Source organism: Roseicella frigidaeris, from assembly GCF_003258945.1.
Classification (GTDB): domain Bacteria; phylum Pseudomonadota; class Alphaproteobacteria; order Acetobacterales; family Acetobacteraceae; genus Paracraurococcus; species Paracraurococcus frigidaeris.
On sequence record NZ_QLIX01000014.1, the window covers coordinates 25,530 to 40,921 of the forward strand.

At 72.4% G+C, this 15,392-nt stretch carries 12 protein-coding genes; 7 read left to right on the forward strand and 5 right to left on the reverse strand.

Going from position 1 to position 15,392, the window contains the following annotated elements:
• Positions 1-21: 21 nt before the first annotated feature.
• Both DOO78_RS17075 and DOO78_RS17080 read right to left on the reverse strand, forming a co-directional pair.
• Positions 22-1,380, reverse strand: a complete 1,359-nt coding sequence (locus DOO78_RS17075) for an ABC transporter substrate-binding protein (RefSeq protein WP_111471076.1) — start codon at positions 1,378-1,380, stop codon at positions 22-24.
• A gap of 115 nt (positions 1,381-1,495) precedes the next feature.
• Complete coding sequence (locus DOO78_RS17080; RefSeq protein ID WP_111471077.1) at positions 1,496-2,665, reverse strand: M20 aminoacylase family protein; 1,170 nt, start codon at positions 2,663-2,665, stop codon at positions 1,496-1,498.
• A gap of 204 nt (positions 2,666-2,869) precedes the next feature.
• Here DOO78_RS17080 and DOO78_RS17085 point away from each other — a divergent pair, with 204 nt between their 5' ends.
• The 7 genes from DOO78_RS17085 to DOO78_RS17115 all read left to right on the forward strand — a co-directional run bounded on the left by DOO78_RS17085 (position 2,870) and on the right by DOO78_RS17115 (position 11,995).
• On the forward strand, positions 2,870-3,796 hold the full coding sequence (locus DOO78_RS17085; protein ID WP_165838945.1) for a class I SAM-dependent methyltransferase: 927 nt from the start codon (positions 2,870-2,872) through the stop codon (positions 3,794-3,796).
• 86 nt (positions 3,797-3,882) lie between these two features.
• Positions 3,883-4,521, forward strand: a complete 639-nt coding sequence (locus tag DOO78_RS27585; protein WP_111471078.1) for a hypothetical protein — start codon at positions 3,883-3,885, stop codon at positions 4,519-4,521.
• 282 nt (positions 4,522-4,803) lie between these two features.
• Complete coding sequence (lepA, locus tag DOO78_RS17095) at positions 4,804-6,609, forward strand: translation elongation factor 4 (protein ID WP_111471079.1); 1,806 nt, start codon at positions 4,804-4,806, stop codon at positions 6,607-6,609.
• Positions 6,610-6,765: 156 nt separating this feature from the next.
• A complete protein-coding gene (locus tag DOO78_RS17100) occupies positions 6,766-9,306 on the forward strand; it encodes an ATP-binding protein (RefSeq protein WP_111471080.1) in 2,541 nt (846 codons plus the stop codon).
• 206 nt (positions 9,307-9,512) lie between these two features.
• Positions 9,513-10,499: a tripartite tricarboxylate transporter substrate-binding protein gene (locus DOO78_RS17105; protein WP_111471081.1), complete on the forward strand. Its 987-nt coding sequence runs from the start codon at positions 9,513-9,515 to the stop codon at positions 10,497-10,499.
• Between the two features lie 263 nt (positions 10,500-10,762).
• On the forward strand, positions 10,763-11,638 hold the full coding sequence (locus DOO78_RS17110) for a VOC family protein (protein ID WP_111471160.1): 876 nt from the start codon (positions 10,763-10,765) through the stop codon (positions 11,636-11,638).
• Positions 11,639-11,812: 174 nt separating this feature from the next.
• Entirely contained in the window at positions 11,813-11,995 is a 183-nt protein-coding gene (locus DOO78_RS17115) for a hypothetical protein (protein ID WP_111471082.1), read from the forward strand.
• A gap of 21 nt (positions 11,996-12,016) precedes the next feature.
• Here the strand turns inward: DOO78_RS17115 and DOO78_RS17120 are convergent, their stop codons facing one another.
• The 3 genes from DOO78_RS17120 to DOO78_RS17130 all read right to left on the reverse strand — a co-directional run bounded on the left by DOO78_RS17120 (position 12,017) and on the right by DOO78_RS17130 (position 15,344).
• On the reverse strand, positions 12,017-12,751 hold the full coding sequence (locus tag DOO78_RS17120) for a DUF1194 domain-containing protein (protein ID WP_111471083.1): 735 nt from the start codon (positions 12,749-12,751) through the stop codon (positions 12,017-12,019).
• 354 nt (positions 12,752-13,105) lie between these two features.
• Positions 13,106-14,299: a DegT/DnrJ/EryC1/StrS family aminotransferase gene (locus tag DOO78_RS17125; RefSeq protein ID WP_111471084.1), complete on the reverse strand. Its 1,194-nt coding sequence runs from the start codon at positions 14,297-14,299 to the stop codon at positions 13,106-13,108.
• Between the two features lie 184 nt (positions 14,300-14,483).
• Positions 14,484-15,344 carry a phosphate/phosphite/phosphonate ABC transporter substrate-binding protein gene (locus DOO78_RS17130; protein ID WP_111471085.1) on the reverse strand — a complete coding sequence of 287 codons (861 nt, stop codon included), beginning with the start codon at positions 15,342-15,344 and terminating at the stop codon, positions 14,484-14,486.
• Between the last annotated feature and the right edge of the window lie 48 nt (positions 15,345-15,392).

A 15,392-nucleotide genomic window follows, 5' to 3' on the forward strand; every position in this document is an offset into this window, starting at 1 on the left:
CCCTTGTCTGTCGGACCTCCCTCAGCCGCGGGCGAAGTTCTTCAGCTCGCCCTCGGCCCAGGCCATGGCCTCCTCGGGCTTCTGCCCGCCCTGCGCCACGCGGGCGATCATCTTGCTGCTGATCGCCTGGGTATAGGCCTGCACCGCCGCCTCGGCCGGCGCCGGAGCATAGGCGATGCAGAGCTGTGCCTGATGGTGCGGCTTGTCGGGATAGTTGAAGGCGAAGCCCTTGGGCGGCCCCTCGGTCTCCCAGGTCTTGAAGTCGGACATGCTCTGGAAGGGCGGCAGGTCGAAGCCGCTGGTGGCCGCCACCTGCCGCTCCGCGCTGGCGCGGTCCGAGATGTGCTCGAGCAGCGCCTTGGCGGCCGGCTTGTTCTTCCCGAAGCTCCAGATGCCCCAGAAGGCCGGGTTGTAGGGCGTGAAGCGGCCGGCCGGCCCGCTCGGCATCGGCGCGTACCAGCATTTCTCGGCGACTGCGGGGTTGTCGCGCTTGGCCACCACCCAGGAGGAGGGCGGGTTGAGGATCAGGGCCGACTTGCCGGCGATCAGCGCCCGGTTGTTCGAGGCGTCGTCCCAGGCCCAGACATCGCGCGGCAGGTATTGCGAGAGCCGCACCGCGTAGTCGATGACCTGCTTCACCTTCTCGTTGCCGCGGAGCGTCACGCGGCCTTCCTCGTCCATCATGCTGGCGCCGAAGCTGCGGAACAGCGCGCCGAGCCAGTCCACCGCATCGGGGAACTGCCCCATGGGCAGGCCGAAGGCATAGCCCGCGGCATGGCATTTCTGCGCCGCGGTGAGGAAGGTGTCCCAGGTCCAGCTCTCGGCGCCCGGCCCCTGCCGCGCCTCGGCCGGCCACATGGCGCGGATGTCGATGCCGGCATGCTCCTCGAGCAGGTCGTAGCGCACGCAGGGCGGCTTGGTCTGGGTGCCGGCCACCGCCGGCACGGCGCGCCAGGCGCCGTCGCGCTTGGCGAGGTATTCCGCGGCCGGGGTGACGCGGCCGTATTTCTGCTGCAGCCGCGCCATGACGTCGTCCACCGGCTCGAGCAGCCGGGCATGCGAGGAGGGCTCCCAGGGCGGGAAGGCGAGGATGTCGTGGCCGTTGCGGGACTGCGCCTCGGAGGCGATGGTCATCACGTTCTGGTTGCCGACCGAGGTGACGAGGTCGATCTGCACATCGACCCGGTTCTTCTCGCCCCATTCCTTGCAGAGCGCGGCCAACGCGCCGTTGCCGGCCGGGGCCCAATGGTCCCAGAAGCCGCAGCGCAGCACGCCCGCCGAGCCCTGGCCCTGCACATGGAAAAGCGGCAATGCGGCGCCCGCCATACCGGCGATGCCCGCCCGCAGCGCTCCGCGCCGCGTCGTCCCGTATCGGGTCATGGTGTTCCTCCCGCCGGCGGCTTGTTCTCGCCGCCCGGGGGAAGCTTACGCAGGGGCGGCGCGCCGCGTCATGCGATATTGCGGGGCGTTAGGCGTCGGGCGTCGGGGGGCGGGCTCAGCCGGGCGGCAGCTCCCGCTCGACCACCGCGGCCAGCACCCCGGCGCCATAGGGGATGGCGGCGTCGTTGAAGTCGTAGCCGGGGTTGTGCACCTCGCAGCCGCCCTCGCCGGCGCCGTTGCCGACGAGCATGTAGGCGCCCGGCCGCTCCGCCATCATCCAGGAGAAATCCTCGCTGCCCATGGCGGCGATGCGGTCGCGGTCCACCCGCGCCTCGCCCACCATCGCCGCGGCGGCATCGGCGATCATCGCCGTCTGCTCGGGGGCGTTGACGACGGGGACGGTGATCTCGCGGAAGTCGAGCCGCGCCGTGCCGCCGAAGCCGGCGGCGATGCTCTCGGCCAGCGCCCGCATCCGCGCCTCCAGCAGCCGCATCGTCTCGCTGCGGAAGGCGCGCACCGTGCCGCGCAGCGCCACCCGCTCGGGGATGACGTTGTAGGCGGTGCCGGCCGCGAAGCCGGTGACGCTGATCACCGCGGTGTCGTTCGGCGCGACGTTGCGCCCGACGATGCTCTGCCAGGCGGAGATGATCTGGGCGCCGCAGACCACCGGGTCGACCGTGCTCTCCGGCCGCGCCGCATGGCCGCCGCGCCCCTCGATGGCGAGGTCGAAGAAGGCGCAGCCGGCCATCATCGCGCCCGGGCGGATGGCGTAGTGGCCGACCGGCAGGCCGGGCCGGTTGTGCAGGGCGTAGACCGCATCGCAGGGGAAGCGCTCGAACAGCCCGTCCTCCAGCATCGCCCGGGCGCCGCCCTGGCCTTCCTCGGCGGGCTGGAAGATGAAATGGACGATGCCGTCGAAGCGCCGCGTCTCGGCCAGGTAGCGGGCGGCGCCGAGCAGCATGGTGGTGTGCCCGTCATGGCCGCAGCCATGCATCTTGCCCGGCACGGTGGAGCGATGCGCGAAGCCGTTCGCCTCCGGCATGTCGAGCGCGTCCATGTCGGCGCGCAGCCCGATGGCGCGGTTGCCATGGCCGTTGCGCAGCACCCCGACCAGGCCGGTGCGGCCGATGCCGCGATGCACCTCGATGCCCCAGGACTCCAGCCGTTCGGCCACCAGGGCCGCGGTGCGCTGCTCCTCGAAGCCGGTCTCGGGATGGGCATGGAAGTCGCGGCGCCAGGCGGTGAGCTGGTCCTGGAAGCCGCGGATATGCTCGATCGGGGTCACGTCGCCACTCCTGCCCGCGGCGCCGGCCCGGGGCCCGCCATCCGACGCGGCGCCGGCGGTGCCCGGCAGTATCGGGGCCGTGGCGGCGCGACGCAAACGCCGCTCGCGCAGTGTTTCGGGAGCGGATTGCCCGTCCCGGGCGTTTCCGCGGAGGGGCGATCTGCTCTATGCCTGGGGGAATCAGGAGGCAACGGCCTTACGCCCATGGAACAGCGCATCGAGGAAGCGGCACGGCCGCGGCGCGAGGTGCCGGCACCGCCCGGCCTGTCCCGTGGCGCGCCGGTGCCATGGTGGGTGAAGCTCGGCATGAAGCTGAGCCTCGCGGCCATCGGCGTGCATGGCGGCCGGGCGCGGGCGCTCGGCCTGGCGCGCCCCTCCTTCGACGCCGCCACGCCGGCCAAGCTGGTGGAGGTGCCGCGCGCCTGGCTCGACCGGGCGGAGGCGCTGATCGGCCGCCGGCCGCGCACCATGCTGGAGATCGGCCCCGGCGGGATGGTGGTGCGGGCCCCCGTCCTGGCCGGCCTCGGCCTGCGGCGGGTCTGGTTCGCCGATCCGGCGGACAGCGCGCCGGCCGGCCTCGCCCCCTATCGGGCCGCGGCCGAGCTCGCCCGGTCGCAGGGTCTGCCGGCGCCCGACCTCGCCGGCTGCCGGGACCGCGGCACCGCCCTGGCCCGTTGCGGCGCGTCGCTGCTGATCGGCGGGCCCTCGGCGCTCGCCTCCATCCCGGACGGCGCCGTCGATCTCGTGGTCAGCGAGGCGGTGCTCGAGCATGTGCGGCGGGACGACATGGCGCCGCTGCTGCAGCAGCTCCGCCGCGTCACCGCGCCGGACGGCATCGGGCTGCATGGCATCGACTTCCAGGACCATCTCGGCGGCGGGCTGCAGCACCTGCGCTTCAGCGACCAGTTCTGGGCCAGCCCGCTGGTCGGCCGCGCCGGGATCTATGTCAACCGGCTGGGGCTCTCCGCCATGGTGGGGCGCTTCCGCCGCGCCGGCTTCGAGGTGACGGTGGCCGAGGCGGTGGTCTGGGAGAGGCGGCCGGCCGGGCCCCGCAAGCCGCATCCCGAGGCGACGCGGCCGGTGGCGGACGATCTCGTGGCGCGGGCGCTGATCGAGGTGCGGCCGGGCTGACCGCACCGCGCGGGGCTGGCCCCACGGGGCGGGCCATCTCCACGCGGCAGAGTTGCTGGCTTGGTATTCTCCACCCTGGTTTCAGTATGGCTTCCGTGCACCCACCCCTCTCGCCGCGGCCGGCCCGGCCCGGGTTCCTCCTCCTCGCCCTCGTCCTCCTGCCGGCAGCGTCGGCCTGGGCGCAATCGGGCGATCCCTCCTTCCGGGTGGTCAACAACAGTCTGAAGGTGGTCAACGAGGTCTATGCCTCCCCCGTCTCGGCGCCGGGCTGGGGGCATGACCGGCTGGGGGCGGATGTCGTGCCGCCGGGCGGCCGCCAGCTCATCCGTCTGCCGGGCGGCGACTGCCTCTACGATGTCCGCGTGGTCTACCAGCAGGGCGGGGCGGAGGAGCGGCGGGGCCTCGATGCCTGCGGCCTCGCCGACCTGGTCCTCGGCGGCGGCGGCGCGGCGGCGCGCAACGCGCCGCAGGGCAATCCCTCCTTCAACCTGGTGAACCGGGGCGAGCGGGCGATCGGGGAGGTCTATGCCTTCCCCGTCTCGGCGCAGGGCTGGGGGCCGGAGCGGCTGGGGGAGGGCAACCTGGTCCAGCCCGGCCAGTCCGTGCCGGTGCAACTGCCCCGGGGCGAATGCCTCTACAACCTCCGCTGGGTCTGGCTGGGCGGCAAGGTGGAGGAGCGGCGCAACCTCAACGCCTGCGGCGCCACCAATGTCGTGGTCCGCTAGACCCCTTTGTGTTCAGTGGCCTGATGGCCGGCGAGGCTCGTGGGTCAACCCAGGAACCGCGCGGGCGGGACACCGGCGCCGGTCGCGTTCGGCCGTAACCACGGGCGCCGGCGGCGCGGCGGCGCGGCAGGGGGCCGGCGGCCGCCGGAGCGCGGGCGGAAGGACGGGTCGCCGCCAGCCGGCGCTTTGATTCGGCGCGGGCCTGCCTTATCTCCCGGGGAGCAGAAGGCCGGGCGCCCCGCCGGGGACCGTCACGCCCCCTCCATGGCCGCCGGAACCCGCATGCCCGACACCCCGCTCGACCGCATCCGCAACTTCTCCATCATCGCCCATATCGACCACGGCAAGTCGACCCTCGCCGACCGGCTGATCCAGGTCACCGGCGCGGTGACCGCCCGGGAGATGAAGGAGCAGCTGCTCGACAACATGGAGATCGAGCGGGAACGCGGCATCACCATCAAGGCGCAGACCGTCCGGCTGAACTACCAGGCGAAGGACGGGCAGGTCTACACGCTGAACCTGATGGACACGCCCGGCCATGTGGACTTCGCCTACGAGGTCTCGCGCAGCCTGGCGGCCTGCGAGGGCAGCCTGCTGGTCGTCGATGCCTCCCAGGGCGTCGAGGCGCAGACCCTGGCCAATGTCTACCAGGCGCTGGATGCCAACCACGAGATCGTCCCGGTCCTCAACAAGGTCGATCTGCCGGCGGCCGAGCCGGAGCGGGTGAAGCAGCAGATCGAGGACGTGATCGGCCTCGACGCCTCGGACGCGGTCGAGATCAGCGCCAAGACCGGGCTGAACATCGAGGGCGTGCTGGAGGCGATCGTGACGCGCCTGCCGGCCCCCAAGGGCGACCCCGCCGGCACCACCAAGGCGCTGCTGGTCGATAGCTGGTACGACGCCTATCTCGGCGTGGTGGTGCTGGTGCGGGTGAAGGACGGGCATCTGCGGAAGGGCCAGAAGATCCGCATGATGTCGAACGGCGCCGTCCACACCATCGAGCAGGTCGGCGTCTTCACCCCGAAGATGGCCGCCGTCGAGAGCCTCGGGCCGGGCGAGATGGGCTATGTCACCGCCGCCATCAAGACGGTGGCCGACACCAATGTCGGCGACACCATCACCGACGACCGCCGCCCCGCCGAGGAGCCGCTGCCGGGCTTCAAGCCCTCCATTCCCGTCGTCTGGTGCGGCCTCTACCCGGTCGATGCCGACGATTTCGAGAAGCTGCGCGAGAGCCTCGGCAAGCTGCGGTTGAACGATTCGAGCTTCCACTACGAGGCGGAGACCTCCGCGGCGCTCGGCTTCGGCTACCGCTGCGGCTTCCTCGGCCTGCTGCACCTCGAGATCGTGCAGGAGCGGCTGTCGCGCGAGTTCGACCTCGACCTGATCGCGACCGCCCCCTCCGTCGTCTACAAGCTGACCAAGACCAATGGCGAGAAGATCGACCTGCACAACCCGGCCGACATGCCGGACGGCAGCCTGGTCGAGGAGATCGAGGAGCCCTGGATCAAGGCCACCATCATGGTGCCGGACGACTATCTCGGCGCCGTGCTGACGCTGTGCAACGAGCGCCGCGGCCAGCAGGTGGAGCTCACCTATGTCGGCAGCCGCGCCATGGCGGTCTACCGCCTGCCGCTGAACGAGGTGGTGTTCGACTTCTACGACCGGCTGAAATCGGTCAGCCGCGGCTATGCCAGCTTCGACTACGCCATGGACGGCTACGAGCCGGGCGACCTGGTGAAGATCTCCATCCTGGTGAACAACGAGCCGGTCGATGCCCTGTCCTTCATGGCGCACCGCTCCGCCGCCGAGCGCCGCGGCCGGCAGATCTGCGAGAAGCTGAAGGAGCTGATCCCCCGCCAGCTCTTCAGGATCCCGATCCAGGCGGCGATCGGCGGCCGGGTCATCGCGCGCGAGACCATCTCCGCCCTGTCGAAGGACGTCACCGCCAAATGCTATGGCGGCGATATCACGCGCAAGCGCAAATTGTTGGAGAAGCAGAAGGAGGGCAAGAAGCGCATGCGGCAGTTCGGCAAGGTCGAAATTCCGCAGAGCGCCTTCATCGCCGCCCTCAAGATGGATGCCTGATGCATGCCGGCCCCGGGGCGCGGGGGTCGGGCCGGCATTGGTCGAGCCGAACAATCAACTATTCGGGATACTAATGAGTCATTCATTCTCCCGATAAGCTAGGTCCCCGCCGGGCTCGCTTCCGGGTCTGCGGTACCCGGACCAGCAAGCAGCGCGATGGCATCCCGAATCGATCTCCGCAGGGCGAGGACGCTTGGCATCGCCATCCTGCTCGCCGGCCTCGCGCTCGGCGCGGTCGTTGCGGAAATGCTGCTGGAGGCGCGCGAGGAGAGCTGGAACCGCGCGATCCTGACCGCCCGCAACGCCAGCCGCGCCGTCGCCTCGGAGCTGGCGCGGACCATCCAGGGCGTCGATCTGATCCTGCAGGCCGCCGCGGCCGAGGGCGAGGAGGCGGATACCGTGCTGCGGCTCGAGCCGGGCTGCGCCGGGCCTGCCGGAGCGGGCGCGCCCGGGCCCGGCCGGGTGCTGCTGCTCGCCGCCGGGGCGTCGCCGGGCGAGGCCGGCTTCATCGGCGAGGATGGCCTCCGCTTCCATCGCGAGCACCCCGACGGCCGCCTGCATATTGGCCGCCCTAGCCGGGCCGGCCCCCAGGCGGACTGGGTGGTGCCGGTCAGCCGCGCCATCGGCGGCGCCGACGGGACCTGCCGTGGCATCCTGGCCATCGCTCTGCCGCTCGCCACGCTGCGGCCGCTGCTCGAGCGGATGGAGCTGGGCCTGGCGGGGTCGCTGACCCTGCTGCGCGAGGACGGCGCCACCCTGCTGCGGCTGCCGGAGCGGGAGGCGCCGGGGGCCTGGCGCGACCTGCCGCGGGAGATGCTGGCGGCGGCGAGCGGCGATGAGGAGTTCGTCGGCTTCGCCCGGCGCGACGGGGCGGAGCGGCTGCAGGTCGTGTCCCGGATCGAGGGCGCGCCGCTTTTCCTGATGGCCTCCGTCGCCACCACCGAGATCGACGCCCCCTGGCGGCGGCAGGCCTGGATCACCGGCGGCGCGACGCTGCTGCTGCTGCTCGGCCTGGCCGCCGCCACCACCCTGATGCAGCGCGATTTCGGCCGCCGCCGCCTCGCCGAGGCGGCCGCCCGCAACGCCGCGATCACCGCCGCCGCCGCCCGCGACGCCGCGATGCAGGCGCACGCCCTGGCCGAGGAGCGGCGCGCGCTGGCCGAGCGGGCCCAGGCGCTGGAGGAGGAGAACCGGCAGCTCGCCGAGGGCCGCGCCCAGGCCGCCGACCGCCTGGCGCGGCAGCGCTCCGAGATCCTGGCGGTGATGGCGCATGAGATCCGCACCCCGCTGACCGGCGTGATCGGCTTCGCCGAGCTGCTCGCCACCGCGGCGCTGCCCGAGGAATCGCACCGCCATGCCGAGACCGTGCTGCACAGCGGCAAGGTGCTGCTGGCCGTGGTCAACGACCTGCTCGATCTCGCCAAGCTCGAGGCGGGCAAGGTCAGCATCGAGAGCGTCGCCTTCCGGCCGACCGAGCTGCTGCGGCAATCCCTCGACCTGGCGCGGCCGCTGGCCGCCCGGAAGGGGCTGGACATGGCGCTGGAGCTGGCGCCGGACCTGCCGCCGCTGGTCAGCGGCGATCCCATCCGGCTGCGCCAGGTCATCGACAACCTGATCGGCAACGCGGTGAAATTCACCGAGGCGGGCGGCATCACCCTGCGTGCCAGCGCCCGCGGCGGGCCGGCGCCGGGGGGGAGCCTGCTGCGCGTCGAGGTCGTCGATACCGGGATCGGCATCGCGCCCGAGACGCTGCCCCGCCTCTTCACCATGTTCGAGCAGGCCGAGGCGGGGCCGGCACGGCGCTTCGGCGGCACCGGCCTCGGCCTTGCGATCTGTCGGCGCCTGCTGGATGCGATGCAGGGGCGGATCGGCGTCGAGAGCGTGCCGGGCAAGGGCAGCCGCTTCTGGTTCGAGGTGCCGCTCGCCCCGGCCGGCGCCGCGCCGGCGGAGGCGCCCGACGTGGCCGCGGCGCCCGCCGCCGTGGCGCCGCGGCGGGTGCTGGTGGTGGACGACGTCGAGGCCAACCGCATCCTGGTGCGGACGCATCTCGAACGGGCCGGGCATGCGGTGACCCTGGCCGTGGATGGCAGCGGCGCCGTGGATGCCGCGGCGCGCCAGCGCTTCGACCTGATCCTGCTCGATGTCCACATGCCGGTCATGGACGGGCCCGAGGCGGCACGGCGGATCCGTGCCGGCGGCCCGAATGCCGGGACACCCATCATCGCGCTGACCGCCGATGTTTCCGCGGCGCAGCGCCTCCGGTTGCAGGAGGCCGGCATGAACGCGGTCCTGAGCAAGCCGGCCCCGCCGGCGGCGCTGCTCGCCGCCGTTGCCGGAAGCCCCGCGGCGCCGCCGCAGAAGGAGGATACCATGCCCACCCTCGACCATGCCGTCATCGCCGAGATCGACCGGCTGCTTGGCCGCGCCGAGCGCGATGCCATGATCGCCCAGAGCCTGGCCGACGCGACGGAGCAACTCGGCCGCTGCGGCGACCTGCTGTCGCAGCCGGCGGAGCTGCGCTTCCTGGCGCACCGGATGGCCGGTGGCCTGCTCTCGGTGGGCGCCATGGCGGCCGGGCGCGCGGCGCAGCGGCTGGAGCGGGCGGCGGCCACCGCGGCGGCCGAGACCGAGCTGCGGACGCTGATCGCGGGCGTCGAGGCCGCCGTCGCGACGCTGCGGCAGGCGATCCCGGCCTGAGGCGGCGGCATGGCCCGCCGGCCCGCCGCGAAACGAACCGCCCGCCCATCCCCCGGCAGCCAGCGCGAGCGGCACAGTTGATTCCGCTTTTCGGGCGAATGAAGGCAACATTGCCGGCTTGACATCAAGCGGCTGTCGCCTGACTTGCGCGCCGTTGCGTCAGGCCGAAGCGCCCGGATCGGCCACGTCCGCAGGAGGTCCTGTTCATGTCCCGTTTCGCCCGGCGTGCCCTGTTTGCGCTCGCCGCCCTCGTTCCTTTCGGGCTTGGCCGTCCCGCCGCGGCGGACTCCTTCCCCAGCCGCACGATCACCGTGGTCGTGCCCTTCGCCGCGGGCGGCCCGACCGACACCGTCACCCGCCTCGTCGCCGAATCCATGGGCCGCGACCTCGGCCAGACCGTGGTGGTGGAGAATGCCGGCGGCGCCGGCGGCACCATCGGCGCCCAGCGCGTCGCCCAGGCGAAGCCGGACGGCTACACCCTGCTGCTGCACCATATCGGCATGGCGACCACCCCGACCCTCTACCGCCGCCTGGCCTATGACCCGGTCGGCGGCTTCGAGACGATCGGCCTCGTCACCGAGGTGCCGATGACCCTGATCGCCAAGAAGGACTTCCCGGCGACCACCCTCGCCGAGGCGGTCAAGGTCATCCGGCGCGACCAGGAGAAGCTCAACTACGCCAATGCCGGCATCGGCGCCGCCAGCCATCTCTGCGGCCTGCTGCTGATGAAGGCGGTGGACGCGCCGATGACCACCGTGCCGTTCCGCGGCACCGGCCCGGCGATGCAGGAGGTGCTCGCCGGCCGCATCGACCTGATGTGCGACCAGACCACCAACACCACCGAGCAGATCAACAGCGGCGCGGTGAAGGTCTTCACGGTGACGACGCCCGAGCGGCTGCCGGCGCTGCCGAACGTGCCGACCAGCACCGAGGCCGGCCTGCCCGAATTCCAGGTCGGCATCTGGCACGGGCTCTACGCCCCGAAGGGCACCCCGGCCGAGGTGACGGCGCGGCTGTCCCAGGCCCTGCAGGTGGCGCTGCGCGACCCGAAGCTGATCGCCCGCTTCGCCGAGCTCGGCACCACGCCGGTGGCGCAGGAGATGGCGACGCCGGCGGCGCACCGGAAATTCTGGCTCGCCGACATCGCCAAGTGGAAGCCGATCATCCAGGCCGCCGGCCAGTACGCCGACTGACGGGATTGCCCTGGCCACACCGCCCTGGCCACACCGCCCTGGCCGCGCCGCTTTACGGCCGGCCGGGGCGCATGCGAACCTCCCCGGCAACGACCCCGGGGAGGGGATGATGCAGGATCGCCGCCGCCATGGGACCGCGCGCCGGGTCGCGCGCCGTCCGTCCGGCCCTCCTTCCGTCCCGCCGCGGGCCCCGTGCGCCTGGATGGGCGGGCTGCCGCACGCCGCCCGCAGCCCCTGACGGAGGACCGCAAGCAATGGACGGCATGAGCAAGGTCGAATGCCCCTGGAACCGGGCGGCGGAATCGCTCGGCAATTCGGTGGAGCTGCAGCACGTGAACCTGCGCGTGCCGGACCAGCGCCTCGCCACCGCCTTCTACATCTCCGCCCTCGGCCTGACGCGCGACCCCTTCCTGCTGACCGGCGTCGAGAACATGTGGGCCAATGCCGGGGTCAGCCAGTTCCACCTGCCGCATGGCCAGGCGCAGCTGCTGCGCGGCACGATCGGGCTGGTGCTGCCGGACCGCGCCCAGCTCCTGCACCGGCTGCAGACGGCGCGCCGCTGGCTGGAGGGCACGCGCTACGGCTTCGAGGAGGCGGCGGACCACATCGCCGTCACCTGCCCCTGGGGCAACCGCTTCCGCTGCCATGCGCCGGAGGCCGAGCGCTTCGGCCGCATCCAGCTCGGCATCCCCTATGTCGAGTTCGACGTGGCGCCCGGCACCCTGGACGGCATCGTCCGGTTCTACCGCGAGATCGTGCAGGCGCCGGCGCGGATCGAGGACGGGGTGGCGAAGGCGCTGGTCGCGCCCGGCCAGTACCTCACCTTCCGCGAGACCGACCGGCCGCAGCCGGCCTATGACGGGCACCATATCCAGCTCGCCTTCGTCGATTTCGGCGGGGTGCATGCCCGGCTGTCCGAGCGTGGCCTGATCAGCCAGGAGGACAGCCAGTTCCAGTACCGCTTCATCCGCCTCGTCGATCCGGACAACGGCCGGCTGCTCTTCGAGGTGGAGCATGAGTGCCGGTCGATGACCCATCCGCTCTTCATGCGGCGGCTGGTCAACCGCAACCCGGCGGTGACCAACCTGGTCTACGCCCCGGGCGCGGAGGAGCTGGCCTGGGCCATGCCGCCGGAGTGAGGGAGGCGAGGCAGGCCAGGGCGGGGCCGGTGCATCGCCGGCCCGCGCCTCACGCGCCCTCGCTTCACGCGCCCGCGCTTCACACCTCCGCACGGGCCCGCGACGCGGCTGGCCTTGCCGGCCCGGCATCCTGTAGTCCTCTGGATCCGTTGCGGTGAAACAGGGAGCGACCGGATGCTCGCAGTCGTGTGCCAATACGTCGTGCTGACCGGCACGGTCTGCAGCGCGCCCATGAAGGAGGCCGAGGCCGCGGCCCTCTTCCAGGACCTGCGGCAGCAGAACAAGTCCGAGGTCGAGATCGTCAAGCAGAACAGCCCGAAATGGATCGAGGCGCTGGTCAACGGGCCGAAGAAGTAGCCCCTCGGGCCGGCCGCCCCCTCAGCCGGTCAGCGGCCCGGACAGGCCGGCCACCTCGCGGATCAGCTTGCGCTTGACCGCGTTGCCGAAGCTCTGGAAATCCTCCGCGACGATGACGAAGGCGCCGGGCCCGCCGATCACGCTGTCGCGGTAATAGTCGTCGAGCGGAATGGGCGGCATGCGGCCGAAGGTCGGCCGGTCGTTCACGATCGGCAACCCGTTGATCGTCACGCCCTCGGCGACCAGCCGGTCGCGCGCCGCCTCGACCGGCCCGCCGCTGTTGTTCACGCCGTCGCCCGAGACGTCGATCACCTGCCGCGTGCCGTCGAAGGGCGCCTGCTGCAGCACGGTGCGGGAGAAGTCGAGCCCGCTCGAGATCGAGGTCCAGGAGAGCGAGGCGCGCGGCGCCTCGGCCAACCTCTCGGACCAGGCCTGCGCCTCCGCCATGCCGGAGACGCGCATCCAGGGCAGCACCAGGCGCTGATACTCGGCCCCGGCCCATTCGACATAGGCGATGCCGATGGCGCCGATCATGCCGCCGCGGATCGCCTCCACCACCTGCGGGTCGGAGACGGCGGCGCGGTAGCCCTCCCGCTGCAGCCGCGCCTCGTCGTCATCGACCGAGCGGGAGACATCGACCGCCAGCACCAGCAGGACATCGACCGGATCGCCGTCCGCCCGGGCCGGGCGCGGCCGCAGCACCGGGGCCGTGGTCAGCGCGGCGGCCCCGACCGCCAGCAGGGAGCGACGGTGCATGAGCCGCAGCCTCCATCCATGACGCGATCCGTCATGGAAGCGCGGTCTCGCCCCCGAGTTCAACAAGGAACCTCACGGCGCGCAGAGGTGATCGGGCCAGGGACCACCGATTGCGGTCCCCGGCCTTGTACAACCCGCACCCGTGACTAGGGCGCTTCCCGTGAACACCGGTTCACGGGAAGCGCCCTAGGCTACTGTTTTCAGAGCATCTTCACCCGATCAGGTGAGTCCACCTGATCGGGATCTGCTCTAGACCGCGATCCGCTCACGCCGCTTCGCGGACCATGGTCCAGCGCGGTGTTTGGTCGGGTGATTCCGCCTCAGGCGATCAGGCGTCTGGCGGCCTCGGCGCGATCAGAGGCCGGCGAGCACCGCCGCCGCCACCCGGCCGACATCCTCCTCCGTCAGATAGGGATGCATCGGCAGGGACAGGCAGCGGGTGCAGAGATCCTCGCTGACCGGCAGCGGCGGCGCCCCGGCCTCGATCCCGCGGGCATGCGCCGCGGCATAGGCGGGCTGGCGGTGCAGCGGCCTGGGATAATAGATGGCCGAGGGCAGCCCGGCCGCCTGCATCGCCGCCTGCACCCGGCTGCGCCCGGCCGCGTCCCGCAGCAGGATGGTGTAGATGCCCCAGGCGCTCTCGGCGCCCTCCCGCACCTGCGGCGTCGCCACCCGGCCGCCGAGCGCCGCCTCGTACCAGCCCGCCGCCCGCCGCCGCGCCGCCAGCTCCCCCGCGAGCAGCGGCATCTTGGCCAGCAGGATGGCGGCCTGGATGGAATCCAGCCGCCCGTTCATGCCGGTGCGCAGCACCTCGTAGCGGGACTTGCCCTCGCCATGGGTGCGGAGCGAGCGATAGAGCTCGGCCCGGTCGGCATCGTCGGTCAGGATGGCGCCGCCATCGCCGTAGCAGCCGAGCGTCTTGGTCGGGTAGAAGCTGAGCGCGGTCGCATCCGCCTGGGTGCCGAGCCGGCGCCCATCCAGCGCGCCGCCGAAGGCCTGCGCCGCGTCGTCGAGCGCGAACATGCCGTGCTCGGCGCAGAGCGCCCGGATCGCCGGCCAGTCCGCCGGCAGGCCGTAGAGATCGACGCCGATCACCGCCCGCGGCCGCAGCCGCCGCTCATGCGTGACCAGCGCCAGGCGGCGCCGGAGATCGACGAGGTCGATGTTGAAGCTGCCCGGCTCGACATCGACGAAGATCGGCGTGGCGCCGAGCACCAGCGGCACCTCGGCGGTCGCGGTATAGGTGAAGGCCGGCAGGAACACCGCATCGCCCGGCCCGATGCCCTCCGCCATCATGGCGATTTGCAGCGCATCGGTGCCGGAGGAGACGCCGACGGCATGCTTCGCGCCGCTGAACTCGGCCAGCTTCGCCTCGATGGCATCCACCTCGGGGCCCTGGATGAAGCGGCCATGCGCGAGGATGCGGGCGATGCCGGCATCGATCTCGGCCCGGATCAGCGCCTGCTGCGCCTGCATGTCGAAGAAGGCGACGGGGCGTCCCTGGGGGCGTCCCTGGGGGCGGCCTTGGGCGTGGCTCGTGGTGCTCATGCGCGGTCTCGTTCCAGCGGCGGGGGGCGCGGTGCGGACGAAGGCTGGGCGGTCCGGCCGCGGATCATCCCTGGCGGGCGGCGCGGAGGGGCCGCCCTGCCGCCCCTGCTCTAGACCCGGGGATCGCAGGGCGCAAAATCAAGGCGCGTGTCGCGGTGCAACAGCCGCGGTGCCGCCTGCAGCCTCAGCCGGCGCCGCTGCTGCCGAGCAGCGTCCGGCCGGCGGTCTCGATCACGGCATAGCTGTCGGGGCGCGCCGCCACCCAGCCGGTATAGCCGGGCGGCATCACCTGCGCCGCCTTCGCCTCGTCGATCGCCAGCGCCGCCTCGCGCAGCCGCGCCTTCAGCGCCGGATCGAGCCCGGCCCGCACCGCCAGCGCATCGTTCGGCAACGGGTCGGAGCGCCAGACGATGCGGAGCTGGTTGGGCCGGAGCCGCCCGGCCGCGATCATGGTCGCCAGGCTGCGCTCGTCGTCGGTGGCGAGGTCGACCTGCCCATTCGCCACAGCCAATGTGTTGGCGGCGTGTGAATTGCCGTCCTGGTAGCGGAAATAGGCGGTGGGATCGATGCCGTGCTGGCGGAACCAGTAATGCGGGATCAGCCAGCCGCTAGTCGAGCCGGCATCGGCGAAGGCGATGGACAGCCCCTTCGCATCCTCCGGGAAGTGCCCGATCTTCAACGCCTGCCGGGCCAGGATGAGGGCCTGGTAGGTGGGCTTGCCCTGATAGGTCACCACCGCCAGCGCCTCGGCGCCGGCGCGCTCCTTGGCCAGCAGGTAGCTCCAGGGGCCCATCCAGGCGAGATCCACCTGGTTGGTCGCCAGGGCGAGGGCGATGCCGGCCCAGTCCGGGGTGACGGTGAGGTCGAGCGGCCGGCCGACCGCCTCCGCCAGATGGGCGAAGAAGGGTCGGTAGAGGCGGCGTGTCTCCTCGGCCGTCGGCTGGACGGGGCCGACCGCGCAGCGAAGCGGCTCCTCCGCGGCGCGGAGGCGGGCCGGGAGAGCGGCGAGGGCGAGCCCCGCCGCGGTCAGGGTCCTGCGGTGCATGAAGGTCTCCTGGCCTGCATGGCCGTTCTGGCCCGGAGCGGCCCTCGG

What these genes read in the sequence shown, in the direction of transcription:
- DOO78_RS17130 (WP_111471085.1), bottom strand. Translation starts at nt 15,344, where the DNA reads ATGCACCGCAGGACCCTGACCGCGGCGGGGCTCGCCCTCGCCGCTCTC.
- DOO78_RS17125 (WP_111471084.1), bottom strand. Translation starts at nt 14,299, where the DNA reads ATGAGCACCACGAGCCACGCCCAAGGCCGCCCCCAGGGACGCCCCCAG.
- DOO78_RS17100 (WP_111471080.1), top strand. Translation starts at nt 6,766, where the DNA reads ATGGCATCCCGAATCGATCTCCGCAGGGCGAGGACGCTTGGCATCGCC.
- DOO78_RS17105 (WP_111471081.1), top strand. Translation starts at nt 9,513, where the DNA reads ATGTCCCGTTTCGCCCGGCGTGCCCTGTTTGCGCTCGCCGCCCTCGTT.
- DOO78_RS17110 (WP_111471160.1), top strand. Translation starts at nt 10,763, where the DNA reads ATGAGCAAGGTCGAATGCCCCTGGAACCGGGCGGCGGAATCGCTCGGC.
- DOO78_RS17075 (WP_111471076.1), bottom strand. Translation starts at nt 1,380, where the DNA reads ATGACCCGATACGGGACGACGCGGCGCGGAGCGCTGCGGGCGGGCATC.
- DOO78_RS27585 (WP_111471078.1), top strand. Translation starts at nt 3,883, where the DNA reads ATGGCTTCCGTGCACCCACCCCTCTCGCCGCGGCCGGCCCGGCCCGGG.
- DOO78_RS17115 (WP_111471082.1), top strand. Translation starts at nt 11,813, where the DNA reads ATGCTCGCAGTCGTGTGCCAATACGTCGTGCTGACCGGCACGGTCTGC.
- lepA (WP_111471079.1), top strand. Translation starts at nt 4,804, where the DNA reads ATGCCCGACACCCCGCTCGACCGCATCCGCAACTTCTCCATCATCGCC.
- DOO78_RS17085 (WP_165838945.1), top strand. Translation starts at nt 2,870, where the DNA reads ATGGAACAGCGCATCGAGGAAGCGGCACGGCCGCGGCGCGAGGTGCCG.
- DOO78_RS17120 (WP_111471083.1), bottom strand. Translation starts at nt 12,751, where the DNA reads ATGCACCGTCGCTCCCTGCTGGCGGTCGGGGCCGCCGCGCTGACCACG.